This window comes from Ramlibacter sp. P4_H7 (assembly GCF_056400765.1).
Map to the genome: position 1 here is coordinate 39177 of NZ_JBFUKP010000006.1, position 17844 is coordinate 57020.

The 17844-nt window shown below is 61.6% G+C and carries 14 protein-coding genes; 7 read left to right on the plus strand and 7 right to left on the minus strand.

The window, feature by feature from the left end; all coding sequences use genetic code 11:
• Positions 1-22: 22 nt before the first annotated feature.
• Both AC1DSA_RS10495 and AC1DSA_RS10500 read right to left on the minus strand, forming a co-directional pair.
• Positions 23-1006, minus strand: a complete 984-nt coding sequence (locus tag AC1DSA_RS10495) for a glycosyltransferase family 2 protein (RefSeq protein WP_477888794.1) — start codon at positions 1004-1006, stop codon at positions 23-25.
• Complete coding sequence (locus AC1DSA_RS10500) at positions 1003-2361, minus strand: oligosaccharide flippase family protein (RefSeq protein WP_477888796.1); 1359 nt, start codon at positions 2359-2361, stop codon at positions 1003-1005. The genes AC1DSA_RS10495 and AC1DSA_RS10500 overlap by 4 nt, the downstream gene beginning before the upstream one ends.
• A gap of 159 nt (positions 2362-2520) precedes the next feature.
• On the opposite strand from AC1DSA_RS10500, the gene AC1DSA_RS10505 reads away from it, so the two are divergent.
• The 3 genes from AC1DSA_RS10505 to AC1DSA_RS10515 all read left to right on the plus strand — a co-directional run bounded on the left by AC1DSA_RS10505 (position 2521) and on the right by AC1DSA_RS10515 (position 6949).
• Positions 2521-4071: an O-antigen ligase family protein gene (locus tag AC1DSA_RS10505; RefSeq protein WP_477888798.1), complete on the plus strand. Its 1551-nt coding sequence runs from the start codon at positions 2521-2523 to the stop codon at positions 4069-4071.
• Positions 4072-4234: 163 nt separating this feature from the next.
• Positions 4235-5968 carry a hypothetical protein gene (locus AC1DSA_RS10510; protein WP_477888800.1) on the plus strand — a complete coding sequence of 578 codons (1734 nt, stop codon included), beginning with the start codon at positions 4235-4237 and terminating at the stop codon, positions 5966-5968.
• A 309-nt stretch (positions 5969-6277) separates the two neighbouring features.
• Entirely contained in the window at positions 6278-6949 is a 672-nt protein-coding gene (locus tag AC1DSA_RS10515; protein WP_477888802.1) for a WecB/TagA/CpsF family glycosyltransferase, read from the plus strand.
• A 50-nt stretch (positions 6950-6999) separates the two neighbouring features.
• Here the strand turns inward: AC1DSA_RS10515 and AC1DSA_RS10520 are convergent, their stop codons facing one another.
• The gene (locus AC1DSA_RS10520; protein ID WP_477888804.1) at positions 7000-7488 is read right to left on the minus strand and encodes a Crp/Fnr family transcriptional regulator; all 489 of its coding nucleotides are present in this window, start codon (positions 7486-7488) and stop codon (positions 7000-7002) included.
• Between the two features lie 276 nt (positions 7489-7764).
• Positions 7765-8214 carry a response regulator transcription factor gene (locus tag AC1DSA_RS10525; RefSeq protein WP_477888806.1) on the minus strand — a complete coding sequence of 150 codons (450 nt, stop codon included), beginning with the start codon at positions 8212-8214 and terminating at the stop codon, positions 7765-7767.
• Between the two features lie 428 nt (positions 8215-8642).
• Here AC1DSA_RS10525 and AC1DSA_RS10530 point away from each other — a divergent pair, with 428 nt between their 5' ends.
• From AC1DSA_RS10530 to AC1DSA_RS10545, 4 genes are all read left to right on the plus strand, one after another.
• A complete protein-coding gene (locus tag AC1DSA_RS10530; RefSeq protein ID WP_477888808.1) occupies positions 8643-9821 on the plus strand; it encodes a tyrosine-type recombinase/integrase in 1179 nt (392 codons plus the stop codon).
• Positions 9818-10702, plus strand: a complete 885-nt coding sequence (locus AC1DSA_RS10535; RefSeq protein WP_477888810.1) for a hypothetical protein — start codon at positions 9818-9820, stop codon at positions 10700-10702. The genes AC1DSA_RS10530 and AC1DSA_RS10535 overlap by 4 nt, the downstream gene beginning before the upstream one ends.
• A gap of 126 nt (positions 10703-10828) precedes the next feature.
• Positions 10829-11092 (plus strand): helix-turn-helix transcriptional regulator, encoded by a 264-nt coding sequence (locus tag AC1DSA_RS10540; RefSeq protein ID WP_477888812.1) that lies wholly within the window; start codon positions 10829-10831, stop codon positions 11090-11092.
• A 304-nt stretch (positions 11093-11396) separates the two neighbouring features.
• Positions 11397-13646 (plus strand): phage/plasmid primase, P4 family, encoded by a 2250-nt coding sequence (locus tag AC1DSA_RS10545; RefSeq protein WP_477888814.1) that lies wholly within the window; start codon positions 11397-11399, stop codon positions 13644-13646.
• A gap of 780 nt (positions 13647-14426) precedes the next feature.
• Here AC1DSA_RS10545 and AC1DSA_RS10550 read toward each other — a convergent pair.
• From AC1DSA_RS10550 to speB, 3 genes are all read right to left on the minus strand, one after another.
• Positions 14427-15326 carry a Bug family tripartite tricarboxylate transporter substrate binding protein gene (locus AC1DSA_RS10550; protein ID WP_477888815.1) on the minus strand — a complete coding sequence of 300 codons (900 nt, stop codon included), beginning with the start codon at positions 15324-15326 and terminating at the stop codon, positions 14427-14429.
• A gap of 242 nt (positions 15327-15568) precedes the next feature.
• Positions 15569-16609, minus strand: a complete 1041-nt coding sequence (locus tag AC1DSA_RS10555; protein ID WP_477888817.1) for an extracellular solute-binding protein — start codon at positions 16607-16609, stop codon at positions 15569-15571.
• A 223-nt stretch (positions 16610-16832) separates the two neighbouring features.
• A complete protein-coding gene (gene speB / locus AC1DSA_RS10560; protein WP_477888819.1) occupies positions 16833-17789 on the minus strand; it encodes an agmatinase in 957 nt (318 codons plus the stop codon).
• Positions 17790-17844: the final 55 nt, after the last annotated feature.

Genomic DNA, 17844 nt, shown 5'->3' on the forward strand with positions numbered 1-17844 from the left:
CGCGAACGCTGGAAATGACGCATCAACGGGTCGGCTTCACACCCAGGCGGGTACGGCAGGCAAGCCTCCAGCTCGTGCGGGTCTGCATGAACCGGCGCAGGGCGGCACGCGGGCCATGCGCCTTGGCGAGATCCTTGACGGCGAGGATGGCGTCGCCGAGAACCACCAGGGCGAGGTGCCAGACCAGCCCTGCCGCACCGAAATGCTTGCGCATGTACAGCAGTTCGCTCTCGACCTGGAGCGCCGAGATCTGGCGCCCCTGCGACAGTTCCGACACCGATTTCGCGCTTTCTCCACCCAGGTGCACGACGCTCGTAGATGCGAGGTAGGTCACGGTCCACCCCGCGTTGCGGGCGCGCCGGCAGTGGTCCACCTCCTCGAAGTACATGAAGAAGCGCGGATCGAACAACCCGATCTCGTCCAGGACCGCGCGCCGGACCAGGTAATAGCAGCCAGGGACCCAGTCGCATTCGGAAATGACGCTGTGATCGGCGGAGAGATCGTCCTCGGCATCCCTGATGGGGATATACCGATAAAGGCCGGTCCGGCGAATGAAGGTGGTGAACGGCGTCGGGAACGACCGACGCGAGGGCTGCGGAGTGCCGTCACTGCCCATCAGCCGCACCCCCAGGATTCCGCACCTGGGATGACGCTCCATGTACTCGACGCTGGTGCGCACGGTCTCGGGCGAGACGAAGGCATCGGTGTTCAGCAGCAGGACATAGTCGCCGCGCACGTGTTCGACCAGCTGGTTGTTTGCGCGGCCGAAGCCGACGTTCACCTGGTTCTGGATGAACAGCTCGCAAGGGAAGGTGGTGCGGAGAATGTCGCCCGAACCGTCGGAGGATGCGTTGTCCACGGCCAGGACGCGGAGCTCGAGGCCCGGCGTCTCGGCGCGGCTCAAGCTGCTGCGCAGGGGGTCGAGAAGATGCGCGGAGTTGAAGGAGACGAGCAAAAGGTCGACGACGCGCGACGTCGTTCCCCCTGGAACTTGCTGCGTGGTCATATCCAGAGTCTCAGCAAGCTGCCCAGACCGGCCGCCGCGGCAAATATCGCAACCCCGCGCAGTTCCAGCGCGCCGCTGAACAAGCCGAGTTTTCGCTGCAGATAAAATATGTTCAGGAGCTGCGCGGCCAGGTAACTCAGCGCCACGCCCCATATCGCGCCCTTTGGCCCACCGAACCGAAATCCCAGGAGGATGCCGGGCACGAGCGTCGCAAGCTGGGAGATCTGCTCGTACAGTTGAAGCCGCGGCCGGCCGATGGTGAGGAAGACGGCGTTGAGCACGCGGTACCGGATGCCGACCAGCGACAGGCCGAGGATGCCGATGTAGGTCCCGGCCTCGGCGTACCGGCCGTCATACAGCAGTGCGACGATGCGGTCTCCCAGGCTCACGAGCAGCCCACCCACGATGAGGCAGCCGGCATCGAGCGTTGCGCGCACCCGCAGGTAGCTGGCTCGCAGCGAACCGGGATCGTGGGACACCGCACGGCTGATGGCGGGATACATCACCTGCGATATGAGTTTCCCTGCGGCGTCATGGAAGGCGCTGACCAGCAGGACCGCAATCGCATAGGCACCCATCGCATGGGCCGGAAGCACCCACCCGAGGGCCAGTTTGTCCCCGTTGCTGACGATGAACCCCATGCAGGAGGTCAGGATGATGGGCGCACCGAAAGTCAGCACCTCCTTCGCGGAAGGAGCGTCGTAGCGCAGTCGGTTCCTGTGGCCGTCGAACACCAGATGCGTGGCAAGGGTCCGGCAAATCGCCGAGGCGAATGCGCCGGCGACGAGCGCACCCACGCCGCCGATGGTCCGGGCAAACGTCACGGTCGCTCCCAGCGCGACCACCTGGCATCCGAGCTCGATTGCGGCGATCCGCGACACCTGCAGGTTGCGGCTGGCCACGTGGATCTTGGTCGACTCGAGCGATTGCAGCAACGCGGGGACCGCGAGCGAGGCAAGCACCCACGGCACGTCAGGACTCGAAAAGGTGCTTCCGTGGGGAATGAGCCCCATGGACGTCGTCAGCGACAGCACCCCTGCCGCCGCAACGAGGAGCGTCGCGATCAGCGTTCCCTGCACGATCTGCAGGGTCCAGACCGTGTCCAGGAACACGGGATCTCCGGCGCGCGAACTCCTGATCACCACCTGGCGCAAGCCGAAATCGGTGAAAAGCGTGAGGCCCACCCACACGACGATGCTCACCAGCATCACTCCGAATGCTTCCGGCACGAGCAACCGTGTGAGAATCAAATTCCCCGCAAATCGAATGAGCTGTGTGAGGACGTGCGCGCCGAGGGTCACCATCCCCGCACGCAGGACCACCTTGCCGATCCCGTGAGCATCGGGACGCTTCACGGCGCCCGCCGGTGGCAGGTCGCTTCGTACTTCTTGCATGGCTGGTGGGGGATTGGGATGAGACACGGGCGCGACAGGATGCGCCGAATTTACAGCCATTCGGCCAGTGTCAGGTACACCACACACTGGCCCCTATAGCTCAAAGGGACCAAGGACTCCATGCCGGAATACGTTCGCTCACTCGTCGTCGTCTCTCTGATTGCGGCGGCGGTGTTCCTTGCGCTGAAGCGCAGCTTCAGCCCGCTCATGCCGCCCGGGGCCTACCAGCGGCGGTGCATGCTGTTCCTCGCCCTCTCGGTCTGTGGCTTCCTCGCCCCTGGGTTCTGGTTCTATGCCGTTCCGGCATCGCTGTTGATCGTGCTGGCCTCGCGCCGCGAGGGCAACGTCCCCGCCTTGTTCTTCGCTCTGCTCTTCGCGGTGCCGCCGGCGCCCGGATTGGTGCCCGGTTTCGGTCTGGTCAATTACCTCCTGATGGTCGACCATCCCCGCCTGCTCACGCTTGTGCTGTTGCTGCCTGCAGCCATCGCCCTTTGGCGCAAGCCCTCGCGAAGGGGAGTGAGCGGACCCGACAAGCTGTTCGCTGGCTACATCCTGCTGCAGGCGGCATTGGTCTTCTCTCGATCGGCCAGTTTCACCAACGGGCTTCGCGAAGTGGTGAACCTGTTCCTGACGCTGGTCCTGCCCTATTACGTGATGAGCAGGGCATTCACGAACCTGGCCCAGTTCAAGGATGCGGCCGCGTCATTCTGTCTCTCGGGCGCGGTGCTCGGAGCCATCGCCATGTTCGAATCATCCAAGAACTGGCTCCTGTACCGCTCCTTGCTGGATCGCTGGGCCACCGACACGGGGTCGGGCCTCTATCTGGTCCGGGAGGGGTTCGTGAGGGCCTCAGCGAGTACCGGTCACCCGATCGTCCTTGGCTACGTCCTCTCCGTCGCGCTGGTCTGCTTGCTCGCATTGCGCGGACAACTGCGCACCGGACTGCAGAAGAACCTTGCCCTCGCACTAATCGTTGGAGGAATTCTTGCCACTTTCTCGCGGGGTCCATGGCTCGGTGCCGCGGCGGCGGTGTTCGCCTATTGGGCGACCGCGAATGCATCCAGGGTGCGCATCGGCGTGGTCGTCGCCGCGATCGCGGGCCTTGCGTTCTTGTTCGACATGCAATTCGGCTTCCTCAGCGCCTTGACCCGGGTCGATCAATCCACGGTGGATTACCGAGCCGAGCTCCTGTCCAAGTCCCTGGAGGTGTTCGGTGAGAACCCCTGGCTCGGGTCGGATCAATTCCTGGAGCGTCTGGCGGCGAAGGGCATGCTCCAGGGCCAGGGGATCGTCGATGTGGTGAACACGTACCTCGGTGTCGCACTCTCCACTGGCGTACTGGGGCTTACATTCTTCCTCTGCCTATTTACAACATTGTTGTTGAGTATCTGGAAGTCCCGACGAAAATACGCAGCGACAGAAGTGCAGGGACTTACTCACGACGCACTGCCGGCCACGGCCGCAGGCGCAACGAAGCCGTCGGGGGATTCATCCTTCAGCCCGTACCTCACCGCAAGAATGTTGCTCGCCGCGTTGCTGGGAACCCTGGTGACGATCGCTACGGCCAGCAGTGTCTTGTTGATTCCCTGGGTGTATTGGGCGTGGGTCGGCATGGCGGTCGCCTATGCGCGCATCGCTGCCGGCAAGACCGGTTCGCCGGTGCGCGCCTGAAATCAATCAATCGGAGCCAAGATTCTCGGAAGCAGGCATTTTCTCGAAATATCGATTTGAGTTGTTAAGGCAAGAACAACCAAGAAGAGAGTCCGGCACGCCGCCCTGTGGATGGCACGTGCCGATTACCTAGAACGAAGTTAGAGGGGTCCACATGAGGACTATGAAATTCGCCCTGCTGCTGGCGGCAGCAGTGGGCGTGAGCTGCTGCGGCGGCGGCGGCGCTGCAGGCAGCGATGTGCAGCAGATTGCGCTCGGCACGACCACCCAAACAAGCACATCGAAAGCTGCGGGAACTCCTCCGCTCGGCGTGAACCTGGAAGGACTCTCCGACTGGGCGCGCATTCCCCCTTTCGTCGATGCAATGAAGACATCGCGTCCCTGGGGAACTCCAGACGCACCCTGGCAGGAAATCACCCAGGTCGATGCGCGCGGTTGGCCCACCGTCGACGCCGGTGTGGTGGTCGCGGGGTACACCGCAGACACGGGCGACGAAGGCAGAGCGTATCGGTACCTGAAGCCTGGAACTTACCGCCTGCGCTTCACGGGCAAGGCCACGGTCACGGCGACCGCCTCCCCGAACGTGAGTGTCGGCAACTACCTGTACGACGCGACGGCAAACCGTTCCACCGCCGATGTCGTCGTCGGCGCGCAAGCACCGAACATCATGCTCGCCTTCCGGAACACCACCGCGGGCGTGCAGGATGTGTCGCTCCGGCGTCCTGGCTACGACGACAAGCAAACCTTCACCAACGAGTTCATCCAGGCCATCGCCCCGTTCGGCGTTCTCCGGTTCATGGATTTCCTGCAGACGAATGCCACTCCGGTGAGTTCCTGGAGTGAAAGAACCACCCCCGATTCGACCACGCAGGCGTCGATCAAGGGCGGAGCCTACGAGTACGCCGTACAGATGGCGAACGAGTTGGGAAAAGATATCTGGATCAACGTTCCGGTGCTGGCCGATGATGCCTTTGTGCGCTCGCTGGCGGAGCTGATGAAACAGAGCTTGGCGCCCGGCCGCGTGGTCTACGTGGAATACAGCAACGAACTCTGGAACTACTCGTTCACGGCAACAGGGCAGAACAGCAAGGCGGCGATCGCAGAGGCGCTGGCAGGTGATACGAGCCTGACGTGGGGCACGCAGTGCACGCAGGCCATGTTCGATGCCACCAGCGGGAACTGCAACCCGCCGTGGGCCGCCTACCACCGGGCGGGCAAGCGCATCGTGCGCATCAGCCAGATCTTCTCCGAGGTCCTGGGCGCCGACGCACTCAACTCGAGATTCCGCCCCGTGTTTGCCAGCCAGTGGGCGAACTCGGCCATCGCGGAGCAGGTCCTCAAGAACATCGCCACCTACCGGGGAACGCCGTCATCGTTCCTGTACGGGGTCGCCACCGCGCCATACGTGGCTCTGCCGCCCGAGTTGATCACTTCCCCGACCCTGACCGTCGACCAGCCCCTGCAATCGCTTCAGTCCACGCTGGACAAGGAGTTCTCCGCGTTCTTCGACGTTGGCAGCTATGTCAATGGAGCGTACGCGCGCGGTGCGGCCTTCACCGGCAAGGACTGGAGCCGATCGACCCACAAGGCAATCGCGGACTATTACCACATCAAGAACATCGCCTATGAAGGCGGAATCGACATGGGTCAGTCCGACGTCAGCACCCTCGTCAAGATCCAGGCGAACCGGGACCCGAAGATGGGCGAGATCGTGAAGGGGCAGCTGACGCAATGGTTTGGTTGCGGCAACGACCTGTTCCTGTACTACAGCCTGTCCAGTCCGTGGGGCCAGCATGGCTACTGGGGACTGACGAACAGCACCGACCTGGACACTCCCAAGTACCAGGCCGCACGCCAGGTGGCCGAGACTGACCGCGCCGCAATGAGCTGCCGCTGACGCGCAAGCTGCACGCTGGAACTGCGCGCGCAAGCCGCCCGGGGACCCCAATCCCCGGGCGTTTTTGTTTTGGATCCAGTTAGGCCGAAGGTGTCATTCGTCCCCTCGCGGTGAATGAGACCCGGGCGCGCCGGTACGATGGGACCTGTCCCACGGCCGAGAAGGCCGGTCACGGCCAGCATGCAGCCCCCATCCAGCGCAACCCCCGATTTCTCCCGCCTCGCTTTCGGCCACGCCCGGATCGACAGGACGGACTTCGAGCAGACGGTCGCCCGGATCGTGCAACTCGCACGCTCGGGCACGCCCGCCATGGTCGTCACGCCCAACTCCGACCACATCGTGGCGCTGGAATGTGACGCCGCGCTGAGGGCGGCCTACAGCGAGGCCGACGTCGTGGTGGCGGATGGCATGCCGCTGGTCTGGGCCTCGAAGCTGCTTCGCGAGCCGCTGAAGGAACGCGTGACGGGCGCCGACCTGATGCCGCGCCTGTGCAGGTCGGCAGCGGATCACGGGCTGAAGGTCTTCATCCTCGGCGGCAAGAGCGGAGTGCCCGAGGAGGCCGCGCGACGCTTGCAGGCGGCCTATCCGGGCTTGATGGTCGCCGGCGCCTACTCTCCCCCCTTCGGATTCGAGCGCGACGAAGTTGAGAACGAGGCGATCGTCAGGATGGTGGCAAGCAGCGACGCCGACCTCGTGTTCGTGGGCCTCGGCGCTCCCAAGCAGGAACTCTGGATGCACCGCCACCTGCAGAGGTTCGACAAGGGCGTGTTCCTCGGGATTGGCGCCGCGGTGGATTTCTGTGCCGGGCAGGTGAAAAGGGCCCCCCGGTGGATGCAGACCGCCGGCCTCGAGTGGATGTACCGCTGGAGCCAGGATCCCTCGCGCCTGACGAAGCGATACCTCCGGGACTTCTACGTCCTCGTCGTGCTCGGGAAGGAAATCTACAAGCGGAGTTTTGGACGGGGACGCACCCGGGCCTGACGGTGGCGCGCCCGCGCAAGCCTTCCCTCCCGTGTCGTCGGGACTGGATGTCAGATGACCGAGAAGCGCCCCGCCACGCTGAGCATGCGTCCGCGCATCACGCCGCCGACGTACATCACCAAAGCCAACGCTTCGGCCGGATGGCTCGACATCATGGCTTCGAAACGGTCATGCGGGAGCTTCCAGACCCGCGACGGCTCGATCGCCTCGACGGAGGCGCTCCGTGCCAGCTTAGGCGCGAAGAACCCGCCCTCGCCCACCACGGAGCCCGGCACGATCACCGCCAGCTGGAGCCTGGACCCGTTGTCCGAGCAGTACACGCGCAACAGCCCGGATTCGAGGAAGTAGAGGCTGCGGTCATTTTCGCCTTCCCGGATCACGCTCGCGCGATCGTCGTTGACCTCGGGCACCAAAGCCTCGGCCAGCACCCGCCAGGTGGCGGGAGTCAGGGTGCGAGAGTCATAGCCCCGGTTCCTGCGGCACGCAGTCACCAGGCCAGTGATGTCGCGTTGCGCATCCGGATTTTCGAGTTGCACCATGGGTGTTATAGGGCGCGGGGCGACTAACCGCATCCGAAAAGCCTAACGCACATGGGGCACTTTCGCCTATGACACCATGGTGTCAGTAGGCTGACAACCACGCCGGAACCCCCCCTGCACCGGTCGATGGGCAGCTCGACCAGATTGACTTGCGTGGCGGTGTGAGCCGATGGAGCTATTCGCCTTTCGGCCAGGGCGTGCTAGGTTGATAAATTGGCTTCAAGACCTCCCGCCGCCAACGTCGGGACCGAGAAATCCGCCAGCTCCCGCGTGCATCTACGGCATCCGTTCGGCGGAGGCCGCGCCCCCGATGTCATCCAGCCAGCGCACGAACTCTTCGGTGTTGGCCTTGTCGAAGACCCGGGCGACGCCCAGTTCCAGCAGGTGCTTGCGGATTCCCTCCGTGGCGAAACCGCTCAGGACCACCACTTTCCCGGACTTGGACGACTGGACCGCGCGTCGCACCACGCTGATGCCGCTGCCCTGGGCGAGGATCAGGTCCGCGATGAGGAGGTCCCATCGATCGCGGTTCTCTTCGAGCCACAGGTTCGCCTCGGCTTCCGTGGTGGCGGTTCCCACGACCTCGAACGCACCTCGCGACGCCAGCAGGTCGTCCAGCAGAACCCGGACGTTGTGGAGATCCTCGACAACGAATACCCGCAACTTCACATGGATCTCCAGGCTCGCCGTGCCAGCCGATCCAGCCGCCCTGAGCGGACGGCTCATCTTGGAACCAGGCTGGCCGGAGTTAACGACGCACATTGGATGCTAATCACCAGAGTCTGAATTGCTGAGCCGACAGAGCACGCGGGTACGGGCGCCGTTCCGGTGTCGGCAACGTCCTACAGACAATCCGCGAAGCGCCGTGGTTTCCCGCCCTCGTTCTTTGGGACGCAGGAATGCCTCGATCCAGAATGCGCCGAGTCGCCATCAATTCGCGCACCGCAAAGGAAAACGGCACCCGAAGGTGCCGTTTTTTCATGGATTCATTGGTGGGTGATACATGGATCGAACATGTGACCCCTGCCGTGTGAAGGCAAGGAATGAGGGTTTCCCAGCATCTCCTTGAACCCACCTCACAGGGAGAAGGCGTTCCAAACAATCCCAAAAAATCCCGGTAAGATTTGGACACTTTTTAGACACCGGGTGAATCCATGGCGGTCATGCTCAAGAACGTCGGCGTTCGCGAAGCGCTAAAGCCTCGTCACGCACCCTACTGGCACCCCTTACGCACCGGCGGCTATCTAGGCTTCCGCCGGACCTCTGCTAATGGCAAGGGAGCTTGGCTGGCGCGCTATCGCGATGAGGACACCGGAAGGCAACAGGTGCACAGCTTGGGCAAGCTCGACCATATGCCGGCGAATGAGCAGTTCGACGCGGCGAAGCGCGCTGCAGAAACCTGGTTTGATCACATGAACGGGGGCGGCAGCGGTAAAGCCGTCACCGTTCAGCAGGCGTGCGAGGCATACGTTGCCGAGCTGCGCGAAAAGCGGAGCGATGCTGCGGCTATCGACGCTGCTGGTCGATTTCGGCGGTGGGTGTATGGAACGACGCTCGCCGACACTCCGCTGCTCAAGCTCACGCCAAAAGCGGTAGCCGACTGGCGCACCCGGCTTGCCGCTACGAAGGCGATCCCGCAGGACAAGAAAAAGGCTGCCACTCACCCGCGCTCGGCCAGTGCACTCAATCGGGACATGACGGCGTTTCGAGCCGCGCTCAATCTCGCGATGGAGAACGGGCACGTAACCAGCGACAGGGCATGGAAAACGAAGCTTCGGCCAGTGGAGAACGCGGACGGCCGGCGCAACGTGTACCTTGATATGGAGCAGCGTCGAAAGTTGATCGACAGCGCTCCACCCGATTTGGCTGACCTGTTGCGCGCCCTGTCCTTGGTTCCGTTGCGACCTGGCGCCATGGCAGCTCTGACTGCGGCGAGCTTTGACAAGCGCCTCGCGAGCCTCACCATCGGCAACGACAAAAGCGGGCGGGACCGCACCATTACCCTGCCCGCATCCACTGCCGCATTCTTTGCGGAGCGCTGCAAGGACAAGCTCCCTGCGGCACCGCTGCTAGCGCGCAGTGATGGCAAGCCATGGGACAAAGACGCTTGGAAGAAGCCCTTTAAGCAAGCTGCATTCATTGCAGGAGTACCGGTCGAAGCCACAGCGTATGCGCTGCGCCATAGCGCAATCACTGACCTTATCGCACTGCACAAGCTTGACACGCTGACAGTTGCCCAGCTCTCGGGAACGAGCTTGCAGATGATTGAAAAACATTATGGGCACCTGCTCCGGGAGCACGCGGCCAAAGCACTTGCGAGGTTGGCACTGTGAGCGGGCACTCTTCCGCCACGTTCGCTTTGAGGCGAGTAGAGCGTGAGGCGCGAGTAGCGGTCGCATACATTGAGCGGCTTCAGCAGCGCAAGAAATGGAACGTCTACGCGGACGCCATTCAGACATTGATTGCGCATCCCGACATCCCTAACTTGCGCGCGCTACGCCTCTTATACCGCCGTAAGGTCGAAGGCTACCAAGCATGGTGTGAGCTGGTGCAGTACGGTGTGAGCCCCCTTTTTGCACTGGGAATCGTCGAGCGACGCCCCGGCCGAAAGGCAGTAGCGGAATGGCGTGACCGTAACGCAGTGGAGCATGGGCATGAGAACGACCCGTCGTTCTTCCAATTTTATGAATTGGTGAAGTTCTATGACGCCATGGCCCGTGACCCGTTCAGACCGGATACGCGTACCCGTGAGCAGAGAGAAGTGCAGCATTTCTTGGCCCTCGAAATGCTGCACTCCCTCGCCATAGGCGGGTTGGGAGTCACGGAACGCAAATTCATTGCAAACGTCGCCGAAGCTCTGATTGCCGCTGTCGAGTCGGAGGGCCCGCCTCAGCCTGACGGAAAACCGGCCTTGCCCGCTTCACTCTTTTTGGCACTTGGTTTAGACGAACGGCTGATTGGCAAGCCGAAAGCAAGTGCAAGGGCACGAGCGGAGCTGCAGCTACTGCACGAGGGGGTGACAGGTGCGGTCTTTCGCAGCAAGCGCGAGGGCGAGCCGCTCGCCCTTACGACGGCTATCGCCCTGGACATCAAGCCGCACCTTGAGAACGGGCGCGAACTAGCTCAGGATCTGGGCTACACAGACGAAGCAGCCCGGGAGGGGAAGTCTTCGAGCGAGATTGCGAAAGCGATAGTCCGAAAATACAAAGAGTAAGACGCCTAGTACAAAGCTGTCCCTCGCGTCAAGTACAGCAACTCGAATTTCCTGTCCTTTGATGACCTGACGCTCAGATTCAGGATTGCACTCCTACGTTCATTGAACGCTCTAGGAGTTCAACCTGTGACCCCTGAAATCACCACACCCCTAATCCGGCAGCCTGCGACTCTGAAGGCGACAGGTCTAAGCCGCACAGCGCTCTACAACAGAATTGCAGATGGGACCTTCCCTCGCCCGGTAAAACTGTCCGAGCGGGGGCGCGCTGTGGCCTTCCCGGTCGCGGAAGTGCAAGCCGTGATCCAGGCCCGAATTGCGGGGCAAAGCGACGCGCAGATTAAACGGCTTGTGGAACACCTTCATGCGGCCCGTCTGGAGGCTGAATTATGAAGGGACGGGGCCGTCCCCAGAATGCCGCGGAGTACCTGGCGAACAGAGCTCGCAATGCGAATGCCGCGACTCAGAACGTAGCGACCTCATACCTGATTGGTCCCTTCAACCCGCGGTGCATGTGTCGTGCAATTGCATCCGCGACAAAGCTCGGCAGCAGTCAACAGAGAGTGCTCCTGGAAAAACTGAGGGCCCTTGAACAGGGCCATCTCAATGAAATATTGATTTCCCCCGGGGTAGCCGTTGTTCGCGCAAAAGGCGCCGGGTTGATGCTTGTCCGTTCGCGGCCGGCGAGCGTCCTGACGTGAACGCGCTTCTGATCGCAGCGCTCCGGTACGCAAAACTCGGGTGGGCTGTTCTCCCCGTCTCTCCGCGCGCCAAGAGTCCGCTGCTCAAGGAATGGCAGCACATGGCGACAACGGATGCCGCTTCAATCAAACGATGGTGGGAGCAGCAGCCATCCGCGAACATCGGCATTCACTGCGGGCGGTCAGCACTGGCTGTCGTTGACGTAGACCCAAGAAACGGCGGCGAGGACACGCTCCGACGATTGGAGGATGTAAACGGCCCTTTCTGGGAGCACGAATGCCTGGAGGCGCGCACCCCTAGTGGAGGACGGCATTTCATTTTCTCTTCGTCCGAGGGGGCAAAGCTGCCCGGAAAACTCGGCGAGGGAATCGACTTCCTCCACGGGAACCGCTATTTCCTTGTAGCTCCAAGCCTAGGGGCAGGCGGGAAGGCGTACTCGTGGCAGGGGGGCACCGACCCACTAACCGGCATTGAAGCCCTCCCCTCTCTTCCGATTTGGCTGGCCGATAGCGTGCCGCCTGCACGTGTCGTCCATTCCGCGGACGTGTGGGCGAATGTGGTTACGCATGCTCCGGATACGGAGGATGAACGCCAACGTGTCGCGGCGGCTTGCAAATTCATTAATCCGGACTGTTCACGCGAGGAGTATTTGCGCGTCCTCATGGCGCTTTCGTCAACGGGATGGGGTGACTGGCGTCAACTCGCCAAGGTATGGGCGAGCGGCACTTTGCACGAGCGCGCAGCCACAAAATTCGACGAGCGCTCATTTCGCAGCGACGTTCAGAGCTTGCGTCCCGACGGGGGCGTCACGCTCGCGACTCTCTACCACCTTGCACAACGCCATGGCTTTGATCCACGGCGCACTTCAAAGACGTTTGACACCTTCGGCGACATCAGCAACGCTGCCCGCTTCGCGGAGACGTTCCGCGGGCGTTTCCTTCATGTGCACGCAAAGGACAAATGGCTTGCCTTTGATGGTTACAGGTGGGTCTGGTGCGACACCGGTGAGGAGCTCGCCGCCGCACGGGAGATCGCGAATGCATCATTAGACGAGGCTCACAAGGCGCTCAAACGAGAGCAAACCGATGTGACGCGGATGAACTATGCGCAAGCACTGGCCGTGCACCGCAACGCTCGTCGCCTTCATGCCCTGCTCTCACTAGCAGCGGCCGAAACTGGTATGAGCATTGCGCACCCCGGCATGCTCGATCCCGACCCGCTTCTGCTCGGCGTGCGCAATGGCGTCGTTGATCTTCGTACCGGCACCCTGGTTGTCCCGACCGCGGAGATGTTGATCAATCGGTGTGCCGGCGCTTCCTTCAACGCAGATGCGACGGCGCCGCGCTGGATTGAATTTCTGAATGCTGTCTTTCAGGGCGACCAGAGCGTAATCGGATATGTGCAGCGCGCGATCGGATACGCCCTCACCGGCCTCATTGACGAAGAGAAGCTGTTCTTTCTCCTTGGCAATGGCGCGAACGGGAAGTCTGTTTTCGCAAACGTGCTGCGCGAAGTGTTCGGCGAGTACGCGGTTACAGTCCGAGCTGCGATGCTTGCACGCGACCACAAGGGAAACGGAACGGAAGCGGAACGAGACAAGGCAAGGCTTCCCGGTGCACGGCTAGTCCTGATTAACGAGGTCGGTATCAATGACATCTTTGACGATCAGCGCGTCAAGGAGCTAGTGAGCCGCGAACGCATCAGCGCGCGCCCCTTGTACGGCGAGCCTTTTGACTTTCAGCCGACGCACACGATCTTCATCCGTGGAAATCACCAGCCGGTCGCAATGGACACGAGCGACGGCTTCTGGCGTCGCATATGCCTGATCCGGTTTGATCGGCACTTTACTGAGTCCGAGCAAGTCCCCGACCTGGACCGAAAGCTAGAAGAAGAGCGGGACGGCATCCTCGCGTGGGCCATTAACGGCTGTCTGCACTGGCAGAAGACCGGTCTGAACGCTCCGCAGTCCATCCGTCAGCACACAGAACAATACCGCGCAGAGAGCGATCAGCTCGGCGAATGGCTAGACACCCGCTGCACCATTGAGGATCACTGCGAAGCGGCTTCCCGGGATTTGTACGAAGACTACGCGGCCTACCTGCGCTCGATGGGCATGCGCCCGCCCTCCGCCCCAAGCTTCGGCCGTCAGTTGTCCAAGCGCGGCTTCAGCACCAAGCGGACGGCCAAGAGCCGGATGTTTTCCGGCCTGCGGTTGCGCGAGGATGTGGTTTGGCCCGGGTCGTGACGGATATGACGGATACACCCCCATTTTCGTAAAGCTTCTTCTTTGCCCGCACATAAGAGAGTTTATGGAAAAGACACCCCTCTTCGTCACATCTGTCATTGGCGGAATTTCTCGCCGCGCAACACGCACCCCCTCGGGAAGAAGGTGAGCCGATCCGCGAATGCGGCAAAGGACGTACTGGCACTTCCCGAAGCAAATGGCAGCAAGCGGACCGGCCGCATTAGCGGAAGGTCGGTGCCATGCGTTTGGAGAAAACTTTTTGCGCAACGCGGCTCGGCGCACCCCCGCAGTCATCAGCCTGGGCAATAGGGACCCGCAAAGCGTAAATGGAACAGCGGAAAGGACGTTGCCTAAACTCACACGTCCCATTCTGTGGTTTGGATCTTATCTAAACGCACAACCGCGGCGACGTGTGCGGACACGAGCGGAGCCGATGCGTACACGTTTCGACGTTTGCATCACGTCCGCATTTCAGTGTTGTGTCGCACGAACATGCGGAATGCCGATACGGACTCACGACTCCAGGGACTCTCCGACCCTCAGCGGATTCGGATGAACAGAGAGAGAGAGACTCCGGAAAGGTGCTGCGGGCGGCGAGCACTCGGAGCAGGAGGCAGCAGTATCGGGCGCCTGAGTACCGGTCGTAGAACAACTTTCTGCTTGTCCTCCACGACCGGTACCCCCCATGCTACCCCCACATCATGGCTTTTGCCAACGCGTCCTCTTGGTCAAAGGGCGGTGCTCAGCTCATGCAGTCCGTCATGGAAGCGCTCATGAAGCCTACTGCTGATCCACACCGGCACTTCTCATGAGTTGTCTGTACCTTTCAATCTCCGAAGTCTGCGCAGATTGAACCGATTGCGCATCTCCCCAAAAAGGAACAGCCGAACTCTGCTTGGCTTGTTCAATGACCGCAGGATTCCGAATGGCAGCTGCCAGCTGCTCTCGCATACGGTCTAGAACGTTTTGTGGTGTGCCACTGCGGGCGAACACTGCAAGCCACTGGAAGAAAATGGGGTCGCCCGCCCCAGCTTCCTTGCTCGTAGGGGCCTGTGGAACTTTGTCGTCGCGATGCTCATCGAGAACGGCCAAGACCCGCAGCTTTCCGGCGCGAATCAACGGATAGCCTGCGGTGGGATCCGTGACGGCAATGTCTACGCGCCCCGCGGCGACGTCCTGCAGGGCGGCAACAGTTCCCTTGTAGTTCACTGGAATGGCGTCGATGCCTGCGTGTCGTCGAATGTGCTCGAAGATCAGTGTATAGCCTGTCGACGCGGCGCCGAATGTGATCTGGTTTCCGGATCTCGAGGCAGCTTTCAAACCCGTAAACGTCAGGTGAGGCCCATCGGCCGACGTGACCAATAACATGTGCGTGCGCAGCAGGCGCGCGACGGGAACCAAGTCCCGCAACGGGTCATAGGGAAGGTTTCGGTACAACGCGACGTTGCCGGCGACCGGAGAGGGAGCGGTAAACAGCAATGTCCTTCCATCTTGAGGAGCTTGCAGCACTGTCTGGATCGCAATAATTCCATTAGCGCCGGGCTTATTGTCGACAACGACCTGTTGACCGGCCGTGCTGATGCTTGCCGCGATGATCCTCGCGAGGTTATCCGTCGTTCCTCCCGCTGGGAACGGAACGACGAACCTTATTGTCTCAGTCGCGTGGGCTGCGTTCAACATGCCACTCAGTGGAACGCTAGCACCGATCTGTAGCAGAACGCGCCGGTTGACGGCAAACTCGGTCACATCAAATCCTTATCGGTGAAAAGAGGGAGATCAACAGAATGCGTGCAGCTTTGCTGCTCGGCGTCGCGTAACGGCTTGATTGACCGCTCCGCGGCCGTGTCCGTGACCCGCTCCAAGGTGTTCGGCGGGCGGAAGTCTGCGGAAAGGCCGCGAGTCCAGCAGTGGCCTGCCTGCACCTACCTTGACTGCCAGTTGACGAAGCGCTGGCTCGCCACGTCGTAATTCTTGGCCCACCATTCCATGTCCTGCAGGATCCCTTTGTCTTTAGACGGGACGAACCGCGCCGTCAGCGCGTCCAGCTGAGGCTTTGCGAGGGCATTCGAATTACCGGAGGAACGCGTCTCCGTCATCTTCGCCTGCTGCTCCGGCTGCGCGATGAAGTTCAGGTAAGCCTCTGCCGCTGCATGATTCTTCGTGCCCTTGACGACCGCGTATTGATCCCAGCTCAGGATCCACTGATCCGGCACCACAGCAACCGGCGCCCCTGCTTTCGCGGCCGCGTAAGCGCGTGTGTGGTAAGCCAGCGCAAGATCAACCTGATCGTTCACGAGCGCGTCCGTCAGACCGCCGGACGATTGTGTCCAGACGATGCTGCCTTTGATGGTGTCGAGCTTGCGAAAGGCGCGGTCCAGGTCGAGGGGATAGAGTTTGTCTGCAGGAACGCCGTCCGCCAGTAGTGCCATCTCAAGCGCACCGTTTACAACGTTGTTGTGCATGGCTCGTTTGCCCGGGAATCTCTTCAGGTCGAAGAAGTCCGCCCAGCTTCGCGGTGGGTGCGCCCCATATTTACCCTCGTCGTAGGCGAACACGAAGCCGACGACAGCGCCTGGCACGCCACATTCATTGTTGACGAACCGCTTGTCGATACCAGCCGCGACGAACTTCGAAGTGTTGACCTTCTCGAACAGCGTGCCGCAGTGAAGCGCCACATACGCCGCATCTTCGGTGAATACGTCCCACACGGTGTTGCCCGAGTCGACCTGGGCTTTCAGCTTGGCCTTGCTCGTCGGCGAATCGAGAATCACACGGGCCCCGGTCAGTTTCTGAAACGGTTCGACCCAGCCCTCCCGGACAGCCTTCTCCAGCGACCCACCGAATATGGCCATGGTGATCTTCTGACCTTGCAGATTGGGGGCACTCTGGGCGAACGCGAAAGCGGCGGTGGCGCAAAAAAGAAGGGCAGTTGCGGCAGCACGGGATCTCTTTGGGATTCGCATGAGGACATTCTTGACGTAGTTGGTTCATTCATTGTCCGAGCGCGTCCTTTGCTAAACCATCACCGTCACGCGATGCTTGCTTCGGCGTGGCGCCTTCTCGGGGACTTGAAGATCGCGATGCCGGCACAAGCGCGCCTGAGCGCGCCGATGTAGGAGTGTTGTCGCGCGTCGCGGTCCTGTCATGTCCCAGACCTGCCCGAGATCGACGCCGACAATTCGGCTATTACCCTGCGCTCCGGCGATGACGGGATTCCGCCGTTAGGCACAGAATCTCAAACATCAAGTTGGCACCGTGCACCGCGGTGATACCCGCGGAGTCGAGCGGCGGCGACACCTCACAAACGTCCCCCCCGATCACATCGCAGCCGCGCAGTCCTCTTAGGATCACCTGAGCGTCACGCATCGATAGCCCCCCCGGCTCGGGAGAACCGGTACCCTGGCAATAAACCGGATCCAAACCGTCGATGTCAAATGTCACATACGTAGGGGCATCGCCAATTGTCTTCGTGACTTCGGCAATCACGCCCTTTCGCCCTATCTCATCAAATTCGTCCATCGTGATCACACGGATCCCTGAGGCATGTGTGAAATCCATGTCGTTTGACTTGAACAGGTTGGCCCGGATACCAATCTGAATGGTGCGTTTAGGGTCGACCAGGCCTTCCTCGACCGCTCTCCGAAATGCGGTGCCGTTGTTGTAGCGAGTTCCCCAGAGCAGATCGCTGGTGTCAGTGTGGGCATCAAAATGAACCAGCCCGACAGGCTTCCCCGGAGTGACCATCCCTCTCAGCACAGGAAGCGACACGGTGTGATCACCCCCGCAAGCGACGGTGCTGATTCCCTGGTCCGTGAGGTTGCGCACAAACGCCGCGATGCTCTCGATCGACGCGAGGCTATCCAGGGGATTGACGGGCGCGTCCCCAACGTCGGCGACGTTGCACAACTGGAACGGGTTGATTCCCGTAGAAGCATTGATCGGCCGGATCAGGCGCGACATTTCGCGGATCTGACCAGGCCCAAGCCGGGCTCCGTTGCGATTGGACGACCCCAGGTCGTACGGCACCCCGACAAGGGCGATGTCCAGCCCAGCTGTGTCCGTAACGATCGGCGCGCGGAAAAGAGTAGCGTGTTGAGCAAAACGAGGAACGGCTCTCGAATCGAGCGGGCGCAGGTCAGGCATCGGAACTCCCAGTTAGGGCGGGGTCGCTGCTGCGGAACGACCCGCCAAATGGCGC

Bases quoted from the DNA above. Each gene is read 5' to 3' on its own strand.
- AC1DSA_RS10495 (WP_477888794.1), bottom strand. From the start codon at position 1,006: ATGACCACGCAGCAAGTTCCAGGGGGAACGACGTCGCGCGTCGTCGAC.
- AC1DSA_RS10505 (WP_477888798.1), top strand. From the start codon at position 2,521: ATGCCGGAATACGTTCGCTCACTCGTCGTCGTCTCTCTGATTGCGGCG.
- AC1DSA_RS10510 (WP_477888800.1), top strand. From the start codon at position 4,235: ATGAAATTCGCCCTGCTGCTGGCGGCAGCAGTGGGCGTGAGCTGCTGC.
- AC1DSA_RS10515 (WP_477888802.1), top strand. From the start codon at position 6,278: ATGGTCGTCACGCCCAACTCCGACCACATCGTGGCGCTGGAATGTGAC.
- AC1DSA_RS10520 (WP_477888804.1), bottom strand. From the start codon at position 7,488: ATGGTGCAACTCGAAAATCCGGATGCGCAACGCGACATCACTGGCCTG.
- AC1DSA_RS10525 (WP_477888806.1), bottom strand. From the start codon at position 8,214: ATGAGCCGTCCGCTCAGGGCGGCTGGATCGGCTGGCACGGCGAGCCTG.
- AC1DSA_RS10530 (WP_477888808.1), top strand. From the start codon at position 8,643: ATGGCGGTCATGCTCAAGAACGTCGGCGTTCGCGAAGCGCTAAAGCCT.
- AC1DSA_RS10550 (WP_477888815.1), bottom strand. From the start codon at position 15,326: ATGTTGAACGCAGCCCACGCGACTGAGACAATAAGGTTCGTCGTTCCG.
- AC1DSA_RS10555 (WP_477888817.1), bottom strand. From the start codon at position 16,609: ATGCGAATCCCAAAGAGATCCCGTGCTGCCGCAACTGCCCTTCTTTTT.
- speB (WP_477888819.1), bottom strand. From the start codon at position 17,789: ATGCCTGACCTGCGCCCGCTCGATTCGAGAGCCGTTCCTCGTTTTGCT.